This is a genomic window from Bacillus sp. ISL-7, from assembly GCF_018613065.1.
Window position 1 is genome coordinate 1 of record NZ_JAGGQW010000025.1, and the last position, 20,877, is coordinate 20,877.

General features: G+C 38.4%; 22 protein-coding genes and 1 pseudogene. 4 read left to right on the forward strand and 19 right to left on the reverse strand.

Annotation, left to right across the window (positions count from 1 at the left end; all coding sequences use genetic code 11):
• Window positions 1-217: 217 nt before the first annotated feature.
• A pseudogene (locus J7E66_RS31680) lies at window positions 218-441 on the forward strand (transposase); the annotation flags it as partial.
• 140 nt (window positions 442-581) lie between these two features.
• On the forward strand, window positions 582-971 hold the full coding sequence (locus J7E66_RS07570; protein ID WP_214998848.1) for a YuzC family spore coat inner layer protein: 390 nt from the start codon (window positions 582-584) through the stop codon (window positions 969-971).
• Window positions 972-1,261: 290 nt separating this feature from the next.
• Here J7E66_RS07570 and J7E66_RS33070 read toward each other — a convergent pair whose 3' ends face one another.
• From J7E66_RS33070 to J7E66_RS07630, 12 genes are all read right to left on the reverse strand, one after another.
• Complete coding sequence (locus tag J7E66_RS33070; protein ID WP_214998850.1) at window positions 1,262-1,477, reverse strand: riboflavin kinase; 216 nt, start codon at window positions 1,475-1,477, stop codon at window positions 1,262-1,264.
• Window positions 1,446-1,658, reverse strand: coding sequence for a riboflavin kinase (locus J7E66_RS33075; protein WP_214998852.1), 213 nt, complete (start codon window positions 1,656-1,658; stop codon window positions 1,446-1,448). The genes J7E66_RS33070 and J7E66_RS33075 overlap by 32 nt, the downstream gene beginning before the upstream one ends.
• A gap of 41 nt (window positions 1,659-1,699) precedes the next feature.
• The gene (locus J7E66_RS07585; RefSeq protein WP_214998854.1) at window positions 1,700-2,662 is read right to left on the reverse strand and encodes a D-2-hydroxyacid dehydrogenase family protein; all 963 of its coding nucleotides are present in this window, start codon (window positions 2,660-2,662) and stop codon (window positions 1,700-1,702) included.
• Between the two features lie 221 nt (window positions 2,663-2,883).
• The gene (locus tag J7E66_RS07590) at window positions 2,884-3,141 is read right to left on the reverse strand and encodes a YciI family protein (protein WP_214998856.1); all 258 of its coding nucleotides are present in this window, start codon (window positions 3,139-3,141) and stop codon (window positions 2,884-2,886) included.
• A 13-nt stretch (window positions 3,142-3,154) separates the two neighbouring features.
• The gene (locus tag J7E66_RS07595; RefSeq protein ID WP_214998932.1) at window positions 3,155-4,597 is read right to left on the reverse strand and encodes an aldehyde dehydrogenase family protein; all 1,443 of its coding nucleotides are present in this window, start codon (window positions 4,595-4,597) and stop codon (window positions 3,155-3,157) included.
• Between the two features lie 52 nt (window positions 4,598-4,649).
• The gene (locus J7E66_RS07600; RefSeq protein ID WP_214998858.1) at window positions 4,650-4,913 is read right to left on the reverse strand and encodes a hypothetical protein; all 264 of its coding nucleotides are present in this window, start codon (window positions 4,911-4,913) and stop codon (window positions 4,650-4,652) included.
• A 50-nt stretch (window positions 4,914-4,963) separates the two neighbouring features.
• Complete coding sequence (locus J7E66_RS07605; RefSeq protein ID WP_214998860.1) at window positions 4,964-5,524, reverse strand: NADPH-dependent FMN reductase; 561 nt, start codon at window positions 5,522-5,524, stop codon at window positions 4,964-4,966.
• Between the two features lie 39 nt (window positions 5,525-5,563).
• Window positions 5,564-7,048 carry an aldehyde dehydrogenase gene (locus tag J7E66_RS07610; protein ID WP_214998862.1) on the reverse strand — a complete coding sequence of 495 codons (1,485 nt, stop codon included), beginning with the start codon at window positions 7,046-7,048 and terminating at the stop codon, window positions 5,564-5,566.
• Between the two features lie 13 nt (window positions 7,049-7,061).
• Entirely contained in the window at window positions 7,062-7,868 is an 807-nt protein-coding gene (locus J7E66_RS07615) for an alpha/beta fold hydrolase (RefSeq protein ID WP_214998864.1), read from the reverse strand.
• The gene (locus J7E66_RS07620) at window positions 7,868-8,446 is read right to left on the reverse strand and encodes an amino acid synthesis family protein (RefSeq protein WP_214998866.1); all 579 of its coding nucleotides are present in this window, start codon (window positions 8,444-8,446) and stop codon (window positions 7,868-7,870) included. Before J7E66_RS07620 ends, J7E66_RS07615 begins: the two co-directional genes overlap by 1 nt.
• Window positions 8,446-9,594, reverse strand: a complete 1,149-nt coding sequence (locus J7E66_RS07625) for an LLM class flavin-dependent oxidoreductase (protein WP_214998868.1) — start codon at window positions 9,592-9,594, stop codon at window positions 8,446-8,448. The genes J7E66_RS07620 and J7E66_RS07625 overlap by 1 nt, the downstream gene beginning before the upstream one ends.
• 12 nt (window positions 9,595-9,606) lie before the next feature.
• Window positions 9,607-10,275 (reverse strand): GntR family transcriptional regulator, encoded by a 669-nt coding sequence (locus J7E66_RS07630; RefSeq protein ID WP_214998869.1) that lies wholly within the window; start codon window positions 10,273-10,275, stop codon window positions 9,607-9,609.
• 568 nt (window positions 10,276-10,843) lie between these two features.
• Here J7E66_RS07630 and J7E66_RS07635 point away from each other — a divergent pair.
• The gene (locus J7E66_RS07635) at window positions 10,844-12,220 is read left to right on the forward strand and encodes a purine-cytosine permease family protein (RefSeq protein WP_214998871.1); all 1,377 of its coding nucleotides are present in this window, start codon (window positions 10,844-10,846) and stop codon (window positions 12,218-12,220) included.
• A gap of 230 nt (window positions 12,221-12,450) precedes the next feature.
• Window positions 12,451-13,215, forward strand: coding sequence for a 3,4-dihydroxy-2-butanone-4-phosphate synthase (locus J7E66_RS07640; RefSeq protein WP_285289200.1), 765 nt, complete (start codon window positions 12,451-12,453; stop codon window positions 13,213-13,215).
• Window positions 13,216-14,334: 1,119 nt separating this feature from the next.
• Here J7E66_RS07640 and J7E66_RS07645 read toward each other — a convergent pair.
• From J7E66_RS07645 to J7E66_RS07675, 7 genes are all read right to left on the reverse strand, one after another.
• A complete protein-coding gene (locus J7E66_RS07645; RefSeq protein WP_214998875.1) occupies window positions 14,335-14,604 on the reverse strand; it encodes a SemiSWEET transporter in 270 nt (89 codons plus the stop codon).
• Between the two features lie 65 nt (window positions 14,605-14,669).
• Complete coding sequence (locus tag J7E66_RS07650; RefSeq protein ID WP_214998877.1) at window positions 14,670-14,918, reverse strand: GH36 C-terminal domain-containing protein; 249 nt, start codon at window positions 14,916-14,918, stop codon at window positions 14,670-14,672.
• 103 nt (window positions 14,919-15,021) lie between these two features.
• Window positions 15,022-16,692, reverse strand: a complete 1,671-nt coding sequence (locus J7E66_RS07655) for a glycoside hydrolase family 13 protein (RefSeq protein ID WP_214998879.1) — start codon at window positions 16,690-16,692, stop codon at window positions 15,022-15,024.
• A gap of 106 nt (window positions 16,693-16,798) precedes the next feature.
• Window positions 16,799-17,767, reverse strand: coding sequence for a sugar phosphate isomerase/epimerase family protein (locus J7E66_RS07660; protein ID WP_214998881.1), 969 nt, complete (start codon window positions 17,765-17,767; stop codon window positions 16,799-16,801).
• 120 nt (window positions 17,768-17,887) lie between these two features.
• Entirely contained in the window at window positions 17,888-18,925 is a 1,038-nt protein-coding gene (locus tag J7E66_RS07665; RefSeq protein WP_214998883.1) for a Gfo/Idh/MocA family protein, read from the reverse strand.
• On the reverse strand, window positions 18,925-19,653 hold the full coding sequence (locus tag J7E66_RS07670; protein WP_214998885.1) for a ThuA domain-containing protein: 729 nt from the start codon (window positions 19,651-19,653) through the stop codon (window positions 18,925-18,927). The genes J7E66_RS07665 and J7E66_RS07670 overlap by 1 nt, the downstream gene beginning before the upstream one ends.
• Before the next feature lie 148 nt (window positions 19,654-19,801).
• Window positions 19,802-20,785, reverse strand: coding sequence for an ROK family glucokinase (locus J7E66_RS07675; RefSeq protein ID WP_214998891.1), 984 nt, complete (start codon window positions 20,783-20,785; stop codon window positions 19,802-19,804).
• Between the last annotated feature and the right edge of the window lie 92 nt (window positions 20,786-20,877).

The following is a 20,877-nucleotide window of genomic DNA, read 5'->3' on the forward strand; positions in this document are numbered from 1 at the left end:
GAAATAAAAAGCAGTTGAAGAGTTGATAAAATCAACCTACAACTGCTATAAAACAAGGGACTTTTTCAGTGCCCTCGCTGAAGCGCCTGCGGGGTCTCCCCTGCCCTGTACTCCCGCAGGAGTCTTCGTGCCTTCCGCGCTAATCAACAGAGCTGTATAATCAATAATACACTGCTCTTAACACAACCAAACAATAAAAAATTAAGTAGTGAAATCTATGTTTAAACCAAGAGTATCTACCCAAAGTGAATATGAATTTGTTTCTATTGATGAATTGGTTCCTGACAATCACCTTCTTCGTTTTATCGATAAATATATTGATCTTTCATTCCTCTTGAAAAGGTACGTCCTTATTATAGTGATGATAACGGACGCCCTTCCGATCTCACTATTCTATTTAAAATGATGTTTATTGATTATATTTATGGCATCCGATCCGAGTGAGCCTAAAGTTGCCACAACGGGCAATCATTTCGGTGATATGTATCACGTTTTATACAAAACTTTCCAGTAACCAATATTTCCAAAGATACATACCGTATATTGCCTTGTGTTTTAAATATGGAAGGAGCAGAGTACGAATGTATTTTTACTCATATCACTATCCAATCTATCCTCCATTGCCTGTTTACCCGCCTCAATTGATGGTGCATACATTCCCAAGGAGTTATCCGCCAGTAGATGTTAAAATATTTGAGGAGTCAGTCAAATCATTTCGGCAATTAATGGCTCAAGGAAGTATTTTGCTAGATCGCTTAGGGGATTTAGGTTTCGCTCGAAAAATGATGAGTGCTGCCCAGCAAGGAAAAAAAGCGGATGTTGATCATTTAATCAGTACCGTCGGATTAAAAGTCCCTGTGATAACTACATTTACGCCAAGTGGCGTCATCTTCGAACTCACCACACAACCAAACCAAAATAATCCTGTCAGCTGCTGCACTTTAAAGGTATCCATGAAATGGGGAATTTAATTGTTGGAAAGAGACCTATACATTCCACCTGGAAAAAACTAATCTCCCCAAAAAAAGTGGTATCCCAAACAAATGGGGATACCACTACTCTTTTCACTTCTAGCTAAAAGATATTTATCCATCTGGTCAGCAGGAATTGGCTGGCTAAAGAAATATCCCTGACCAATTTTACATTCATTTTCCTTTAAAAGTTTTTCGGACGAAGAATTTTATGTTCATCACCTCACTCAGTACTTTCAAATCACCAGTTTACAATAAAATTTTTTATTCTTATTTCTTAATTCATTAATTTAGAAGGGCATTAGTAGACTTGTAGCAGTTTCGATATCTATCTTAATCTGGGCTTGAAGTTCTTGAATATTATTGAACTTTTTTTCATTTCTAATTTTAAAAAGGGCCTCCACTTGAACAAATGCCCCATATATTATTTGATCAAAATCAATTATATAAACTTCGATGCTTTTCCCATAAACTTTATGAAATGTTGGTTTTACCCCGATATTCATAACACCGTAATAGTCGCAATCGTTTAAATTTTATTTGAACGCCATATACCCCGGTTTCTAACGATGGGGCTGAAAAATCAATGTTTGCAGTCGGAAACCCTATTTTCCTTCCTCTACCCTCGCCATGGACTACCTTTCCTTCTAGATGAAACTTTGTTTCAACTAGTAATTCCGTGCTCATATTGTAACACCCCATTTCTTAGGAGTATGGACTTATAAAACTTAGTTTATCTTTCTAATAGGCTGCCCCAACAGAAATGCTTGGATGTTTTCTAATGCTTGTTGATAGAATGTCTGATAGTTTCTTTGTGAGACATACCCAAGATGCGGTGTAGCCAGTACATTAGGGAGTGAGCGGAATGCATCTTCCCGTGATAAAGGCTCCTTCTCAAATACGTCGATGGCAGCACCTGCTATCCAACCGTTCTTTAAAGCTTCTATAAGTGCATTTTGGTCCACAATTGCAGCACGCGATGTATTAATTAAATACGAAGATAACTTCATCCTTTTAAACTCTTCTCTGCCTAGTAAGTGTTTAGTTCGGTCACTAAGTACAAGATGAATCGAAACAAAGTCACTTGTTTCTAACAGCTCCTCTTTCGAAGCAGCTAAACGTATGCCTATCTCATCAGTCCTTTCTTGGTTTAGATTCTTGCTCCATGCAGCCACTTCCATCCCGAAAGCCTGTCCAATACGTGCTACACGGCTGCCAATCTTACCTAGCCCCAATAGACCTAACTGTTTTCCATATAGATCTATACCGACTGAGCTTTGCCAAGGCCCATTAGCTTGAATGGCATTATGTTCGGGTACAATATTCCTTGCAAGGCCCAGTAGTAAAGCCCATGTAAGCTCGGTTGGGGGCTCTGGAAAACTTTCAGTTCCGTAAACGGCCACACCTTGCGACGAAGCCGCAGTAAGATCAATAGATGAGTTTCTCATACCCGTTGTAATAAGTAGTTTTAAACGCGGTAATCGCGATAGAACAGAAGCACCAAATGCAGTTCGTTCACGCATAATTACAAGGATTTCGTAATCTTTGATAACATTGACAAGTTCATCCTCATTGTCATAATGCTTACTATATGTATGAACTTCTACTCTTTCTGAGATAGATGACCAATCTGCAATGGTAGCAGCAACATTTTGATAGTCATCAAGTATTGCACAACGAAATCTTCCCATTAATCACACCAATTCCTTATTATATTAATAGTAGTATCTCTTATAAATAACTTTCCAACCAGTACCGACATAAATAAAGAGACCGTTTCCAGTCCCTTTATTTAAAAGCCTTCCTCTAGTTATGCTTGTATGAAAAAAAATCGCCTACCATTTTAACTCGTAAGGAAAAGATTACATTCCATACATATAACTAATTTTTAGGAGGACATCCACGAGTATCATTACACAACCTTCCATTCCTTAAGTTCTAGGCGTCGTGATTTACAGATGACATGTGGATCATTTACCGCAAATGAGAGTGCTTCTCTATAGGATTCTGCAATATATACCACTAGACCGCCAGAATCATCTGAAAAAGGCCCTCTTGCAAAAATTTTTCCTTCTTGATCCAGTTTGTCTAAATACTCAATATGACGTGGACGTACTTTCATATTTTTTTCTTTGTCCAACATATGCAAAATCGCAGCATAGTAAGGCATGCTTTTCTACTCCCTAATTACGATTCCAAATAACCAACTTCATTTCAGTCATTTCTTCAACCGCATATTTTAACCCTTCTCGACCGGTGCCACTTTCTTTTACACCGCCATAAGGCATATGATCTACACGGAACGTTGGTATATCGTTAATCAAAACACCGCCAACGTGTAGCTCTTCTGCTGCATTCAACGCTGTATGGACATCATTTGTATAGATTCCTGCCTGTAGACCATAATTAGAGTCATTTACTAATGTAATGGCCTCATCAACAGACTTAACTTTATTAATTAACACAATTGGTGCAAACACTTCCTGACAAGAAACCTTTAATTCGCGATCAGCATTTAGAATCACAGTCGGGTGGACAATATTGCCTTCAGCAACTCCTCCCGTCGCAATCGTTGCTCCTGCTTGTTTTGCCTCATCAATCCAAAGAAGTGTTCTCTTCACATCATTAGGTGAAATCAATGCTGAAACATCTGTTTCAGGATTAAGTGGGTCACCGAGTGTTAATTTCTTCGTTGCTTCAACAAATCTTTCAACAAACGAATCGTAAACATCTTCGTGTGCATAGATCCTTTGCAGTGAGATACATACTTGCCCTTGATTGGAAAAGGCCCCTGTTACACATCGAGAAATAATCTTATCAATATCTACATTTCTATCGATAATGACAGCTGCATTTGATCCAAGTTCCAATGTGACACGTTTTAAGCCAGCCTTATTGCGAATTCCAATACCAACACTTGGGCTGCCCGTAAACGTAATCATACTTACTCTTGGATCAGTTACCAGTTTATCTCCCACAACTCTTCCAGCACCAGTTACCACATTTAATGCCCCTTTTGGCAAACCGGCTTCTTCCAATAACTCCGCAATGAAAAAGGAAGAAAGTGGGGTTTGACTTGCTGGCTTTAATACAATTGTATTCCCTGCTGCAATGGCAGGGCCCACTTTATGAGCAACAAGATTCATTGGGAAATTAAAAGGGGTAATGGCCCCAATAATCCCAATCGGTTCACGCACCGTATAGCCAAGGCGATTGACACCGCCCTGCGCAGCGTCTAACGGAATCGTCTCTCCATGAATTCGCTTCGCTTCTTCGGCCGCAAATTTATAGGTTTCAACGGTACGATCTACTTCCCCCTTTGCCGCTGTAAAAGGCTTTGCAGCTTCAAGTGCAATGATTTTAGCTGCTTCATCACTACGTTCTTCAAGCTTCCTCGCTAATGCTTCCAAAATATTCGCACGCTCGAAAGCCGGCATTTTTGCCATCACTTTTTTCGCCTGTTCAGCAGCATTAATAGCCTGTTCAACATCCTCCGCCGTTGCCATCGGTATTTCAGCAATCACTTCTTCTGTATAAGGAGAGCGTAATTCACTATATTCTTTTGCTTCTATCCATTCCCCATGGATAAATAGCTTCTTCTTTGTACTTTCACTTGTTACGTTCATCTTTTCTGCCAACCTTCCCTTCTAAAAAACTAGAATTCGTTAAGAGAATATTTCATTGTACATTAGAAAAATAGTATTCTTCTAATTTAACAGTTAAACCCCCATGGCCAAATTTACAGCCGCGATTATCCGTTATATATTTCTCTTTGATATATTCAAGAAATGATAAGATAGTTTGGCGTCTTTTGATAATTTGATGAAGTCCTTGGTTATAAAACCAGGCATCGATTGTATTGTATACACCTCTATTAATTCCATATTTCTCGTTACAAATATTTATAAAGGAAAGATCGGGTATGTTTACAGTCTCTTCCATTGATATCCATATCCCCCTTATAACTTCTTCCAGTCATTTAAGGATGTTTCTTATTTCGTTACATACTCTTTTTCCGTTGTATTTAAAGCTTTTTGCATGATAACCACCTCTTCGCTGAGTGATGTAATACGGCGTAATACATCCTCATCAATAATTTCATTCTTCGTATTGAAATGGTCATTATGTGCATATACAAATCCTGGTGCAACATAAGCACGTAAATAACCCGCAATTGGTTTCAATTGATTTTCAATCACTAAATAATGTTGATAGGTTCCGCCAGTAGCCACGAACCCCATAACTTTATGACGGAAATCTTGTGGAGGGACTAAATCAAACAGATTCTTAAGAGCTCCAGTAATAGATCCTTGGAAAATTGGAGTTCCAATAACGTAAAAATCAGCTTCTTTTACCATATCCATGACTTTTTTGGTATCACCTGTATAGGTAGAAGGGTCACGGCCATCACAAAATTGAACATCAAACTGCTTTAAATCAAGTAATTCTACTTCAACCTCGGGATGGTGTTTCTTAACTTCCCCTAATACTTTTTCTACAATAATTTTTGTTTTTGATCCTGTAATAGTACCAGATATACCCAGTAGTTTCATTTCCAATCCCTCCAAAGAAATTTTAAATAAACTGATTTTTTATCTCATAATAAACGGATCAGGAATCGGTTCAGTGGATGTATTAATCCAGACAGTTTTTTCCTGCATATATTCTTGAATCGCATCAAATCCGCCTTCTCTACCGTAACCACTTAGCCCGGATCCTCCGATCGCTGCAATTGGTGAAATACTGCGATAGGTGTTCACCCAAACAATACCGGCACGAATGGCCTTTGCCACCCGATGAGCCTTTGCAACATCCTTTACCCAAATTCCAGCAGCAAGACCGTAATCTGTACTATTAGCTAGTTCGATGATTTCATCTTCATTTTCAAAAGGAATTACGCTTAATACAGGTCCGAAGATCTCTTCTCTTGTAATTCGATGACTGTTATCTCGATGTTCAAAGATCGTTGGTTCGAAATACCAGCCCTTTTCTAAATGATGTGGCCGTTTTCCTCCATAAACAAGTTTGGCCCCTTCTTCTAATCCAATAGATACATAGTTTTCCACGCGTTCCAATTGCGCTTTTGTCGCTAATGGCCCCATTTCTGTTTTATCTTGAAACGGATCGCCTATTTTGATTTTGGACACGCGATCAACTAGTCTTTCCATTACTTGATCGTAAATGTCCTTATGCAAAAAGGATCTTGAACCAGCCACACAACTTTGACCAGAGGCGCCGAAAATTCCTGCTATAATGCCCATCGCCGCATTATCTGGATTCGCATCTTCAAACACAATATTTGGAGACTTCCCTCCAAGTTCAAGTGATAATTGTGCAAAGTTTTTAGCTGAATTTCGAACAATATGACGAGCCGATTCTGCACCGCCCGTAAAGGCAATACGTCTTACAAGTGGATGAGAAGTAAGAGCATCACCGACAGGATTTCCAAAGCCTGTTACCACATTCACGACACCTGGGGGGAATCCAGCCTTTTCCACTAATTTCACTAATTCCAAAAGAGAGGCAGAAGTCACTTCAGAGGGTTTAATAACGATTGTATTTCCTGCTACAAGAGCAGGTGCTAACTTCAAGGTTGTTAAATAAAGAGGGGAGTTCCAAGGTGTGATGGCAGCCACTACTCCCAAAGGTTCCTTTGATGTAAAGGCGAACATATCCTTTTTATCAATAGGTAGAGTTTGGCCATGAATTTTGTCGGCAAGTCCCGCATAATAATAGAAGAATTCCGGTAAATAGTTGACTTGACCCCGCATTTCACGGATTAACTTTCCGTTATCAAGTGTTTCAACCATCGCAAGTTCTTCGGCGTGTTCAGCGATTAGATCGCCTAGTTTTCGAACTAATTTGCCTCGTTCTGTGAAAGTCATGAACGTCCATTCTGAATGTAAAAAAGCTTTGTGAGCAGCTTGAACAGCTCGGTCAACGTCATCAGCATCCCCTTTTGCAACAAGACACCATGCTTCCTCAGTAGCGGGATTATAGCTCTCGAAATATTCACCGCTTGAAGACTCTGTCCATTCCCCATTAATGTACATTTGGTATTTCTTTAACTCTGTCATTTTCGCCCCTCCTTTACCCCAGTGAAATCGTCTGTTTACCTATAAATAGGCGAAGCTCTTTATTGATGATATCTGCCCCTTCTACTGGCAGCATGTGTTTCATATCTGGGATAATTTTTATGTCTGACCCTTTAATTTGTTCATGCATCAGTCTAGCCATCTCTGAATTTGATCCAATATCATTTTCAGCTGTAATAATCAAAGCTGGTGCTTCAATGTTTTGCAATTTTTGCCATAACTCAGCATCAGCCGTTGCAAATAGAGTGTAGGCAGCTAAATAGGAAGCAGGATTATTAGTTTGAAGTCTCTTTCGAACTTGGTTTACTACATTTTCTTGTGATTGTATGAAAGTTGGATTAAACCATCGTTTAATGGCTGGTTCAATCGTAGATAATGGCCCATTTTCCCGGACTTCCTCTACCCTTGCTAGAATTCCCTTTCGCTGCTCGTCAGTTCGATTAGCAACAGCGTTCATGATTGTAAGCGTTTTTAATTTATTTTTATATGTCAGTGCAAATGCTTGTGCGACAATGCCTCCCATTGAAAAGCCAACAAGATGGGTTTTTCCAATTTGCAAATAATCCATCAACCCTGAAAGCTGTTCAACATATTGAGAAAGGGAATAAGGACCAGGGGGATGTTCTGATCCCCCATGACCTAACATGTCGTATACAATCACTCGAAAAGAGTCTGATAAGCTATCAATCTGCTGATTCCACATAGTGTGGTCTAAGCCCACACCATGAATGAAAATCAACGGTTCACCAGATCCTTTTTCTTCGTAAAAAATTTTCCCTTGTTTGTATACGGCAATTGGCATTAGATAAGCCCCATTTCAACCATATCTTGATGGCGGTTTCCTGTTCTAGGATGTGGACGTCCGCCTGTAGATACACCGATGGCTACAACGATTTCATCTGCTCTCGGTGCATCTGGAATCGTTGCTTCAAAGGTAATAAAATGAGAACGCTGTGAATCATCATTTTTATGAACCATAGGCATCATCACTACTGATCCTGCTCCACCGCGCTTATTTGTAAAAGGTAAGATACTTTTTGCCTCTACCGCATTTCTAAATTTATTACCAAATTTTAATGTGTGAATGAAAGCAGATGCATGTTCAATTTCTCCGTCAACCCCGACAACAGCTGCCTTTCCGAATGCTTCTACATCATCTGCGGAATTGATATGCTTAAATAGCTCGCTCACTAATAGCTCCCCAATTTGAGGTGCGAATTCATCAATTTCTGGTTTTAAGTTTTCTACAAATCCTCTGCCCGCCCATGGATTTTTAATTACAGCCATGGTCATGATCATTTTGATTGGTTCTTCTACTTTCTTTCCACCTTCGATATGTGTTTCTTCAATTGCTGTATAAACTTTACGAACTTCTACCATTATGCAAGTACCCCCGTTTTTTTATTTGAAAATTTTGGCATTACTTCTTCTGTGAATAGTTTTAGACTTCTCATCATTTTGTCATGAGGTAATCCATTGTGATTAACCCAAAGTAATAATTCTTGCAGGTTAAGCTCTTCTTGTAATTCTTGTATTTTTTCATTTACATATTCTGGTGTACCAAATAATAGATTTCTAGGAAGTAAGAATTCGTAATTTAACTCTTGACCTTCTTTTACTTTTTCGCCTGGATCCATTAGATTACTAAGTCCTCTCCAGTGGCAAATCCAACGGTAATTGTTTAATACAGCTTCTGCTGCGTCCTGACGAGCTTGCTCCATTGTTTCTGCTACGTAAACATCGCGTACAAGGGCAATTCCTTCACCAAGTGGGACTTGATGTCCAGCTGCTTCTGATGCATGCTCACGGTATAATTCAAAACGGCCTTTTAATTCCTTTACAGTCGGCATCCAGAACATACCTTTAATATTGTTTTTGGCTGCAGCAATAATGGAGGTTGGTGAATCAATTACTTGCCATAGTGGCAGTTCCTTTTGATATGGTCTTGGCATAAGCGCAATTTTATTAATTTCTCCCTTTTCCATATCCATGAATTCGTCGGATGCCGGGCTCATTGGATGACTCCATTTCAATCCTTGTGGAGGGAATTGATAAATATCTCCTTGGTGAGAGAAGAATCGATTAGACCATGCTTTTCTTAAAATCTCTAGTGTTTCATCAAAAAGAGCACGGTTTTGTTGTTGATTAGTTGGATCGGCTAACGCGTTTAAATTGGTAGCTTCTCTTCCGTATAAACCTCGAGCTAAACCAACTTCAACACGGCCTTTGCTTAGCTGGTCAAGCATGGCGACATCTTCTGCCAAACGAAGTGGATGCCAGAATGTAGCAACATTTGCGGCCTGTCCAATTCGAATATTCTTTGTTCTTGCTGCAATATCGGCCCCCATTAAAATAGGGTTAGAAATTAACTCATTTCCCTCATGGCCAAAATGATGTTCTGTATACCAAATTGAATCATAGCCGTTTTTATCACAATACACAGCCTGCTCACGTGCTTCATCAAGAACTTTATAATACTCATCATGTCTGCCCTGTCCAGCAAGGTTTGCGAAAATTCCAAATTTCATACCAAATCCCCCTTAAGAATTTTTAAGTTTTTTTTCAATGTCCCTTCTTAATTCCTCTCCACTTGCTTTAACATGCTCACGCATGGTTTTCTCCGCTTCGATCCGGTCACCCTTTTCGATCGCTGCTAATATGGCTTGATGCTCCCTTAGGGATTGTTCACGACGAACAGGATCTCCAATAGTAATAAAGACATAGCGGTTATATGGAATTTGATTCAGAAGCAGATTAAACATATAGCTTAATTTTGAGTTATTGGCACCTTCTAAGATCGTCTCATGAAAGATACTATTTGCTTGAACATACAATTTATTATCTGATGTTTGTAAGGCTTCTTCCATATCAGCTACGGCCTGGTGAACCTTTTGTATTTCAGCGGCATCTCCTTTTTCTGTAAACAAACTTGCTGCAAGCCCTTCCAAAACTTCCTTTAAGGTAAATAACTCCCTTAGTTCCTGTTCAGTAGGTTTTGTAACACAGGTTCCAACTCTTGGAATAATTTCAACTAGTCCTTCTCTTTCAAGTTGTTTTAATGCTTCCCTAATTGGTGTGCGACTTACTTGGAAGTGTTCAGATAGAGCCATTTCAGATAATTTCTGACCCGGTTCATATTCTCCCGTCACAATAGCCTCACGTATGGCATTGGATACCTGAGTCGTAATACCAAGTGTCAAAATCGCCATAATTCAAGCACTCCTCCTTCTTTTTTGTTTCTACCATGTACCATACAAGGTGTTTCTAATTGGAAGTATATGCTATCATTACTAGCTCGTCAACATAAAATTTTCTAAATTTTTAAATAGTTATCTCCTATCACAATTGCCTCATTGTATGGCATTGGTAACGCACTCCTCCTTCTTTTTTGTTTCTACCATGTACCATACAAGGTGTTTCTAATTGGGAGTATACGCTTTCATTTCTAGCTCGTCAATATTGATTTTTGAAAATTTTAAATAGTATATCTCTTATGCTTCTAAAATATTAAAAATAAATAGTCTCGAAAAAACAAGAGTTTATCGTAATATTCTTTATAGCCCGAAATCATTCTTATATTCTAAATTATAGCTAACAGCCCTTATCTTTTAAGAAATAGTCTACTGATCGTACTTTATAAAAAATCGAAATCTATTAAAAATTTTATTTTCAGAATACATTGACATTTGTACACGCTTACAATTATAGTATTTCTTGTAAAAGGTTCTTGCATGGTACATGGTGGATGCAAGAAAAATTTGGATAGGGGGCGTATGAATGAAAGTTGAATCTCGTAGTATTGAGTTTATTCCGATTGAGGAAAGACAAGGAAAAGCTCGCGATTTATTTCCTATTTGGTTTGGAGCAAACATGCACATTACAACACTTGTAACAGGGGCATTACCAATTGCCTTGGGTCTGAATTTGTTCTGGAGTCTTGTAGCAATTGTTATCGGTACCTTGGTTGGGGCAATTTTTATGGCGTCCCATTCTGCTCAAGGTCCTCAACTAGGTATTCCTCAAATGATTCAAAGCAGGGCACAATTTGGTGTAATTGGAGCTATTTTCCCCTTATTTCTTGTAATGTTCGTTTACTTTGGTTATTTTGCCAGCAGCGGCATGCTGGCCGCTCAAACGCTAAGTAGTTTAACTTCCATGGATCAAACCTATAGTATTTTAATCCTAAATACTCTGTGTTTTGTTGTAACGATTTTCGGATATCAATTTATCCATAAGATGCAAAAGGTGTTGTCCTGGACCACTTTAGTCACCTATCTTATTGCCACAATCCTTGTTTTTCAATTATCTATTCCTGAAGGCAGCTGGAATGTCGGTCATGTTAATTTTTCACAGTTTTTATTAGCTGTTAGCATGATTGCGACTTGGCAGTTATCATACGCTCCCTATGTCGCAGATTATTCACGCTATCTTCCAATCACAACACCAACTGCACATACATTTTGGTATAGCTACATCGGTACTTCTGTTAGTACAATTTGGATGATGACACTTGGAGCCATCCTGACAACTGCTATTCCTAAATTCCTTAACGCTACTGGAGCAAACTTAGCTCATATGTATGGTAAATTTGCGATTATCATGTTTCTGGTCATTATTTTCGGACAACTTGCCATCAATGTGTTCAATTTATACGGGGCCTTTATGTCCACAATTACGACGATTGAACCGTTTATGAAGCTGAAAGTAACGGCAAAAGTTCGCGTAGGCATGATTTTAGCCGTAACCGTCATTGGGACGATCTTATGCTTGCTGGGGAAAAGTAACTTCCTATCGTTTTTCTTAAACTTTATCTTTTTCATGAGTTACTTTTTAATCCCTTGGACTTCCATTAACTTGGTGGATTACTATTTACTGCGCCATGGCAAGTATAATGTAAAGGATATTTTTGATCTTAATGGCCAATATGGAAAAGTTAATTTGATTACTTGTTCAGCCTTTTTAATTTCCATTCTTGTGCAAATTCCGTTTATCAACGCTTCTTTCTATGTGGGACCAATTGCTAAAGCACTCGATGGAGCAGACCTAGCATGGGTCGTGGGATTAATCGTACCAGCAATTTTATACTACTTCCCAATGAAGAAAAAATTAGAAACGCCTGCGAAAAACATAGAAACACAAGAAGGAATTCTTTAAAATCCATTTTAAATATGGAAAAAACATGGGGCTATCGAATTAGTTAGATAGCTGACTTTTTGGAGCCCCTCTCATTTTTAAGTTTAAAACCTATTAAAATGTAAGGTACCTCACTTCCTGCTGGAAATAAAATTCCAATTGTTTCAGACCCTGAAATATTTATGGAGGCAGTTTCGGCTACACAATGATTTGATTCAAAAAACACTATAAAAAGAAAAGGTGAGTGTACTATGACACCCCAAGTTAAAACCGTTATAGAAGAATTATCATGCGGGAAATTAGTCTTGTTAGTTGATCAATTAGGTCATGGTAAACTAATTAGTCTGGTAGAACATATAACTCCTTCTCTTATCAATTTTATGGTTACCCATGGTCGTGGAATGGTTAGTGTTGGAATTGAAAAAAGTCGGGCTGTTGAATTAGGATTTCAACTTCAACACACTGCATATGCAGATAATCAAACCCCAGCATATACAATTTCTGTTGATGTTGACGGGACAACAACTGGTATATCAGCATTTGAGCGTTATGATACGATAAAAGCAATCATCCATCCTAAAAGGAAATCAAATGATTTTAAAAAACACGGTCATATTTTTCCAGTCATTGCTCACCAAAATGGGATTTTTGGAAAGCAAAGTCATGTTGAGGCAGGGATAGAAATTTCCAAATTTTGTAACTCTTATCCTTCTGTCGTAATGTGTGATGTCCTAAACGAAAAGGGAGAAGTTGCAAATCATAATGAGTTGGAAGGATTCTCCGAAAAATTCCAAATCAAAATAATGAACATTGAGGATTTAATACAATACTTCTTCAATAGTCAACTTTTTGTTAAAGCGGAAAAACAAATAAAAGTGGAGAATCGTATCGGAGAATTTGAAATATTGGCTTATTCCAACAAAATGGATTCATTTTATGACTATATCTTCTTTACCGAAAAATTGCATGCTGCGGGTGTAACACCAGTTTATATTCATAAAGAATGTGATTTATGAATATAAACTGGATGTATGTGAATGTCATTTTTTTCTAAAAGCTGCACTATCCAAAATAAAGGAAATTGGTGGAGTGTGCGTTTATATAAAAAAAAGAGAAAAAAAAGAATCGCTATTAAGTCAGCTATACTCTCACTATGCTTCTCAACTTGCAAAACAATTATTAAGAAGCTTTGGTATAAAAAAATAAACATAGTGAAGGACTATGAGTTAGATCCATCGTTTTCAATACAAAATGAGAAATTTTCTCTAACAATATAATCTATTTTTTAAATTTATTTCTAAAGGTTTTTAATGAGCTCGGTAAAATAACGATGCTTTTTATATTAGCCCGCTATTTCAAAATAGTGTGGGTTTTTTTCATTCTTTTAGGAAGTCAATATTCCAATTTATCTCTCCAGAAAATATTTCCTTAAATTCACGGGGAATCATTGTATCTTCATAAAATGAGTAGAGCGTAAAAGACTTTATTCATATTGTAATCAATCTCCAGCTGCTTTTTAAATTTTTTTAGATCACGAAAATTTATATCTTTATTAGTCGATTTACAATAACTTAGGTATAATCTGACCTTTACGTATATATTGCTTTTTAGAAATCATTAAATTAACCCCCCTTTAAAAATCCACTATATAATAGGAAGAAACACGACAACAATATTGATTATCCCCTACACCTTACACTCGGAGAATCAAAATTTCGGCAAAGCTTCCACAGCATCCGCCAAATCACTATAGACTCAGGTTTGTAAGCACAATAACTCTGATTTCGGTTCTGGTGAAAAAACACTCGCTAGAAATATAGAGTGTCAGTTTCCTTTAAGTTGCTAGCTTATGAAGCTAATCCATCGTTTTTACCATGATTCCTTGATTTGAATGATAAATGATATCATCGACAAAAGATTTATCAATTTGTCTTTTTGGTCCTCATCTTGTTTTCTCCCTTTTCTGTGTCATCTTTTCACTGCTCTTAGACTAATAAAATAGTGTTATCTTTAATAACAAAAAACAATTTACTTAACAATTAAAGGTTTCCTGAATTGAAAACGATTACATAAATTTATATCTAGAGTAACAAACATGAATAAAGACGGTCCGGCTCCGAATCGTCTTTTTTGTATTAATTAGCATTTGCACTATATTTAATTTTTAAAGTTAATATTGTTACAGCTAAAATTAACGTTACAGCGTTTGCAACAATTATTGGAATATCGTTTACAAATAGTCCATACAACAGCCACATTAAAACTCCGCTAGTGAACAAGCTGTACATGACTAATGATATTCCTTCTGTATTTTTCTCTCTGATTGTTTTAATTGCCTGTGGCAGGAATGAAAGGGTGGTTAAAATAGCTGCAACATAGCCAAAAAGTGGAACGAGCTCCTGCATTCTTTTGTCTCCTTATCTCCATATATCGTTTAAAGTACCTTTTTATGGACTTTAACTATCAAAAACTATAGTTCTTTCAAATTCCAAACAAAACTTTGAAAGTCTCCCTTTATTTCCACCGGAATAGCGAGTCCAACAAATGAGAGTTCATCCCCGCCAAATACTTGATCGGTAGCGTCAACTCGATATTGTTTTGAATGATCAATTCCCTTTAGCCTTAAAACTGCAGTTGGTGCAGCTGGTTCTGCCAAAACCCGGAAATAATAGACGATTGCTTCTGTCTTGTCCTTACATTTTACCTTTAAAAAATACATAATATTAACTTGTTCTTTGTTTAATTATTTATTCATCATTCATTAAATCCCAATATTTATAGGTCTCTCAAAAATGAGAAAAGGGGGCAAATGCCCCCAAGTTTTACTTTAGTATATATACCCTTGTTTCATAAGGTTTTAATGTGAAATTTCTCCGTAATTTTTTATCCACACCCTCATAATTATTAAGGACAAGGTCAGAAGTGGAATAAGATAAACTACCTGGGACGCGAAACCTTGTTGATTTTTCACTAAAATTGTTAATAACAAGTACTTTTTGTTTACCTAATCTGCGCGAATACACAAACAGTTTCGGATGATTCGCAGCTATTAAGTTGTAAGTACCATAAACAAACACGGGATTCTCTTTTCTTAAGCGAATCAATTTTTTATAAAATGATAAAATCGAGTCAGGATCGTTTAATTGTGATTCTACATTTATTTCTGTGAAGTTTGGATTCACACCGAGCCATGTTTGATCGCCGGTAGTGAATCCTCCCATGTTAGATGAGTCCCATTGCATCGGCGTCCGAGCATTGTCTCGCCCCTTTTCCCAAATGACCTTCATAATTTCATCATGGGAACGGCCTTTGGCAGTTTCAACATGATAATAGTTAATCATGCCAACATCGTTGTAATCATGAATAGACGGGAATTGGACGTTCGTCATCCCAATTTCCTGACCCTGGTAAATAAATGGAGTCCCTTTCATTAGGAAATATAGCGCCCCTAGCATTTTAGCACTCTCTTTCCAAAACTCCCGGTCATTTCCCCAGCTAGAAACCCGGCGCGGCTGATCATGGTTTTCAATAAATAAGGCATTCCATCCTCTACCTTCCAAACCTGTCTGCCATTTGGTTAAAACCTTTTTTAATTTACGAACGTCAATGGATCCTTCTGCATCCTTATCCCATAAGTCTAAAAACTCGAATTGGAAAATCATATTGAAATAGCCGTTTTCTTCACCCACCCATTGATCAGCTTCATTAAGCCCGACGCCATTTGCCTCCCCAACGGTCATGATGTCATAGTTTTTAATGGTTTTTTGAGTGAATTCTGTGAGAAACTCATCAATTCCATGGACATTCATCATTTTAGGAAAGCAAGGGACGAAATCTAAACGATCTGGGTTAGGCATATCAGGGAATCCTGGTTCTTTTTTTATATGAGAGATTGCATCTACTCGGAAACCGTCAATTCCTTTTTCAAGCCACCAGTTAACCATATCGTATAATGCATCCCTTACCTCAGGGTTTTCCCAATTCAAATCAGGCTGACGTGCGGAGAAGATGTGCATGAAATACTGTTCTGTTTCTTTATCATATCTCCAAGCCGGCCCACTGAAAATCGACTCCCAATTGTTCGGCGGTTTTCCATCTTGGCCATCTCTCCAAATGTACCAGTCACGCTTCGGGTTGTCCTTAGAGGATCGTGACTCAATAAACCAAGGGTGTTCATCGCTCGTATGATTGATGACTAAATCCAGGATTATTTTCATTCCACGCTGATGAACTCCGTCAAGCAACTCATCAAAGTCTGCCATCGTTCCAAATTCATCCATAATATCCTGGTAATCTGAAATATCATAACCATTGTCGTCATTCGGTGATTTATACATCGGCGACAGCCAAATTACATCAATTCCTAGCTCTTTTAGGTAATCTAATTTGGCTGTTACACCTTTTAAATCACCAATCCCGTCCCCATTGCTGTCCATGAAACTTCGAGGATAGACTTGATAGGCGACACTTTCTTTCCACCACTTTTTGTTCACTTGTGCACCTCAGTTCGATCAACGACCACCCACCACTCTACACCGGCTTCTTCTCCTGTATTAAGTATTGCTTCGAGATTAACGGCAACTGGTATATTCTTCATCATTACACCCACCACATTTGGGAAACTGGCTCCTCAATTAAGATCGATTTTAAATTGGTTACTGCCCGATTGAACCCTTCGTTAATAGACATAATTGGGTCTTCATGTTCAATGCTAACCACATAATCATAGCCATAGGTTCTTAGTGCACTCATCATGTCGGACCATTCTTTGAGGCTATGTCCACAGCCAACCGAACGGAATGACCAAGCCCTCGTTTTCACTTCTCCATAGGGCTGCATATCCGTTAATCCATACATATTCACGTTTTCCTGATCAATGTATGTGTCTTTCGCATGAAAATGATGAATCGCATTTTCTTTTGCTAAAATTTTAATCGCTGCAACTGGATCAATTCCCTGCCACCATAGATGACTTGGGTCTAAGTTAGCGCCAATGGCATCACAGGTTTCCTCACGCAGCTTTAAGAGTGTATATGGTGTGTGGACTAAAAAACCTCCGTGTAGTTCAAGTCCTATTTTCACGTTGTGCTCCTTAGCAAATTGGCCAACTTCCTTCCAATAAGGAATCAGTTTTTCTTCCCATTGCCACTTTAATACGTCTCCATATTCATTAGGCCAAGGTGTTACAGGCCAATTTGGATATTTCGCCCCTTCATGATCTCCTGCTGTTCCTGAAAAACAGTTAACAACCGGCACATCGAGAAGCGAAGCAAGTTTAATAGTTTTCAAGAGTGTTTCATGCGAGTTGTTAGCAAATTCCTTTTCAGGAGAAATCGGGTTTCCATGACAGCTGAATGCACTGATTACCAGTCCGCGTTCCTCAACCTTTTGGATATACTCACGTCTAGCCTCTTCACTTTCCAATAACCTATCTAAATCACAGTGGTTGTTTCCAGGATAGCATCCCGTTCCTATTTCAACTGCATGTAGTCCGGCTTCTTTAACTGTATCAAGCATTTCCTCGAATGATTTTTCAGCGAATAATACGGTAAAAACTCCAAGTCTCATAATGAATTCCCCTCTCTATAACTGCTCGCTCTTTATACGACTGATCCGTGGTAACTTGTAGACATCAATAGAGAGATGGCGGCCCAATATGGTCCACCACCCTTTATATCTAACGGATAATTATGATAGCTCGCTCACTTTAACAATTTGTTTTGTTTCACTTGATTGAAGTGCTGCTAAAATCACTTCGAGAGATTTTTTTCCTTCCTCTCCAGGAACAGGTGTATCTTGATTATGAATAACAGCATCCACAAAATGATTGATCACATGTGTTGTACGTTGGCCGCCCGAATCATTCGACTGAATTTTTCCAAGCTGATAATTTACGACTTCACCGTTGGCATATTGAACGACAAGTGAATTAGTTGGATCATCCTCTAACCGCAGAATGGCTTTTTCACCATATATAATGGTTGAATTATCTTCCTTACTGACATAAGCCCAGCTTGCTGCAAGTGTTCCGATAATCCCGCTTTCTGTTTTTAATACACAAACCGCATTGTCATCGACATCAGCAAAATCTTTGGCACTTGTTTCAACAAAAGAACCAACCTCAGTAATTTCTTCACCTAGTACATACCGTAGTAAATCGGTCTTATGGACACCCAAATCGCCCATTGCACCTACGAATGCTTTTTCTTTTTCAAAAAACCAGCTTTCTTTCCCATCTACACTCCATCTCTCTGGACCGCCATGCCCGAAGGCTGTACGGAAACTATAAATTTTGCCAATTTCCCCGCTTGCAATCAGCTGACGTGCTCTTTGATGGGAAGGTACAAAACGCTGATTATGACCAATCATTAACTTTTTGCCACTTTCTTTGGCCGCGGCGATCATTGCTTCGGCTTCTTGTTTAGAAGTAGCCATTGGTTTTTCACAAAGAACATGAAGACCTGCATTTAAGGCAGCAATCGAAATTGGGGCATGAAGATAGTTTGGTGTACAAACGCTGACTGCATCAACCGTTCCACTTCTTAATAACTCTTCATAGTTTGTAAAAGCAGTGACTTCATATTTCTCTGCTATTTCTTTAACTCGGCTTTCATTGATATCACAAACTGCCACTAGCTCTACATTTTGGTTCGCTTTATATTCAGGTAAATGGCGATGCTGGGCAATACTTCCGCATCCGATTACTCCAACTTTTAGCTTTTTCATTATTTTTGTCCCCCTTTGATTGGTTCTAATGGTTTCGCATTTCCGTAGACTGGACGTTCCCTTTTGACAGGTGCCGCCCATTTTACTGCATTGATAATCACGCGTTGAATTTGCTCGTTATGGTAGGTTGGATAGGTTTCGTGACCCGGTCTGAAATAAAACACTTTCCCATTTCCACGATTGTATGTACAGCCACTGCGGAATACTTCGCCGCCTTCAAACCAGCTTGTAAAAATAAGCTCATCCGGCTGTGGGATATCAAAATGCTCCCCATACATTTCTTCTTTTTCTAATTCAATATATTCATTGATTCCTTCTGTTATCGGATGGCTTGGACTCACCACCCAAAGTCGTTCTTTTTCATCAGCTTCCCGCCATTTTAAATCACAGCTGGTTCCCATTAATGTTTTAAAGATTTTTGAAAAATGGCCGGAGTGAAGAACAATCAGTCCCATTCCATCAAGGACACGCTGTTGTACTTTCTGTACTACTTCATCTTTCACTTCTCCATGTGCTAGATGTCCCCACCAAACTAATACATCGGTAGCAGCTAGTACTTCATCGGTTAAGCCATGTTCCGGCTCATCAAGAGTAGCCGTTCTTGTTACGATTCCTTCGGTCTGAAGGAATTGGGCAATCGCACCATGGATCCCGGTTGGATAAATATCTCGTACGACTGGATTTTTTTGTTCATGACGATTTTCATTCCATACAGTTACTTTTAACATGATGAACGACTCCTTTTAGTTGAATACTTTACAGTTAATTTTAGAGATTTATAGAATTTATGAAACGGCTTACATTGACACAAAGGGTGGAAAATATTGAACCTAATAATCCTTTGACGTTAAATTAAAAACAATTTAGGTGACCATATCATTTAACTTTGGATTTATTTATTAGTCTCTCTTTTGCCAGCCATGCTCCTCCAATTACGCCTGCATTATTACCTAATGTAGCAATAACAATCTCTGCACCTTGCGCCACTCTTGGAAAAGTATATAAAACAAATTCCTCTTTCAAAGGTCCTAACAAAGTGTCGCCCGCTTTTGAAACGCCGCCTCCAATGACAATTTTTTCGGGATTTAATCCATTAGCTAAATTCGCCAGAGCCAATCCTAAATGGTATACAACCTGTTGAATGACTCGCTTGGCGAGTTCATCCCCTTCGTTTGCAGCATCAAAAACCAGCTTGGCCGATATAGTTTGATGTTTCTCGTAATAGTCTCTTAATTTACTAATATCATTGGTAGAAGCTAATTTCTCTAGTGCTAATCGGGAAATTCCTGTTGCGGATGCTACAGTTTCTAAACATCCTGATTTCCCACAATTACAAGGTGAGCCGTTTCTAGGAACAGATGTAATATGACCAATTTCACCACCGGCTCCATTTACACCATGCACAATCTCACCATTGACGATAATCCCGCCTCCGACACCAGTTCCTAATGTTACACAGATTAAGTTTTTAGCTCCTTTGCCAGCACCCTTCCACATTTCACCGATTGCCGCAATATTAGCATCATTTTCTACAGCAACTGGCAAGGAAGTTTCCCGCTCGAGAATAGCTTGTAAAGGGAAGTTCCTCCATCCCAAGTTTACAGCCACCTCAATGGAACCATCCACATTAACAGGACCCGGCGCTCCGATTCCGATACCGATTAGCCTATTTTTTGTTTGATTTAATTCGTTTAACTTTTGGTCAATCGTGCTTGCAATCGTTGTAGGAATATATCGGCCGCTTTCCCTTTTGTCAGTATCTATTTCCCAGCTATAAATGATATCGCCATTCAGACTGATAAATGCCATTTTAATCGTGGTTCCACCTAAATCCACACCAACTAACCATTTCGCATCCATATCCATTCACTCTTTTTCATCTTTAAATTTCTGATTTTTTCACATAATTAGCATTTGACTTAATTCTTCTATCATAAATAAAAAAAATTCCA

Coding starts and splice junctions, on each gene's coding strand:
- J7E66_RS07570 (WP_214998848.1), top strand. CDS start 582: ATGTATTTTTACTCATATCACTATCCAATCTATCCTCCATTGCCTGTT.
- J7E66_RS33075 (WP_214998852.1), bottom strand. CDS start 1,658: ATGAGCACGGAATTACTAGTTGAAACAAAGTTTCATCTAGAAGGAAAG.
- J7E66_RS07625 (WP_214998868.1), bottom strand. CDS start 9,594: ATGAAATTTGGAATTTTCGCAAACCTTGCTGGACAGGGCAGACATGAT.
- J7E66_RS07665 (WP_214998883.1), bottom strand. CDS start 18,925: ATGAAAAAGCTAAAAGTTGGAGTAATCGGATGCGGAAGTATTGCCCAG.
- J7E66_RS07675 (WP_214998891.1), bottom strand. CDS start 20,785: ATGGATGCGAAATGGTTAGTTGGTGTGGATTTAGGTGGAACCACGATT.
- J7E66_RS07605 (WP_214998860.1), bottom strand. CDS start 5,524: ATGAAACTACTGGGTATATCTGGTACTATTACAGGATCAAAAACAAAA.
- J7E66_RS07630 (WP_214998869.1), bottom strand. CDS start 10,275: ATGGCGATTTTGACACTTGGTATTACGACTCAGGTATCCAATGCCATA.
- J7E66_RS07660 (WP_214998881.1), bottom strand. CDS start 17,767: ATGAGACTTGGAGTTTTTACCGTATTATTCGCTGAAAAATCATTCGAG.
- J7E66_RS07585 (WP_214998854.1), bottom strand. CDS start 2,662: ATGGGAAGATTTCGTTGTGCAATACTTGATGACTATCAAAATGTTGCT.
- J7E66_RS07600 (WP_214998858.1), bottom strand. CDS start 4,913: ATGGAAGAGACTGTAAACATACCCGATCTTTCCTTTATAAATATTTGT.
- J7E66_RS07615 (WP_214998864.1), bottom strand. CDS start 7,868: ATGCCAATTGCCGTATACAAACAAGGGAAAATTTTTTACGAAGAAAAA.
- J7E66_RS33070 (WP_214998850.1), bottom strand. CDS start 1,477: ATGAATATCGGGGTAAAACCAACATTTCATAAAGTTTATGGGAAAAGC.
- J7E66_RS07620 (WP_214998866.1), bottom strand. CDS start 8,446: ATGGTAGAAGTTCGTAAAGTTTATACAGCAATTGAAGAAACACATATC.
- J7E66_RS07650 (WP_214998877.1), bottom strand. CDS start 14,918: ATGTATTTTTTAAAGGTAAAATGTAAGGACAAGACAGAAGCAATCGTC.
- J7E66_RS07640 (WP_285289200.1), top strand. CDS start 12,451: ATGACACCCCAAGTTAAAACCGTTATAGAAGAATTATCATGCGGGAAA.
- J7E66_RS07610 (WP_214998862.1), bottom strand. CDS start 7,048: ATGACAGAGTTAAAGAAATACCAAATGTACATTAATGGGGAATGGACA.
- J7E66_RS07595 (WP_214998932.1), bottom strand. CDS start 4,597: ATGAACGTAACAAGTGAAAGTACAAAGAAGAAGCTATTTATCCATGGG.
- J7E66_RS07590 (WP_214998856.1), bottom strand. CDS start 3,141: ATGCCTTACTATGCTGCGATTTTGCATATGTTGGACAAAGAAAAAAAT.
- J7E66_RS07645 (WP_214998875.1), bottom strand. CDS start 14,604: ATGCAGGAGCTCGTTCCACTTTTTGGCTATGTTGCAGCTATTTTAACC.
- J7E66_RS07670 (WP_214998885.1), bottom strand. CDS start 19,653: ATGTTAAAAGTAACTGTATGGAATGAAAATCGTCATGAACAAAAAAAT.
- J7E66_RS07635 (WP_214998871.1), top strand. CDS start 10,844: ATGAAAGTTGAATCTCGTAGTATTGAGTTTATTCCGATTGAGGAAAGA.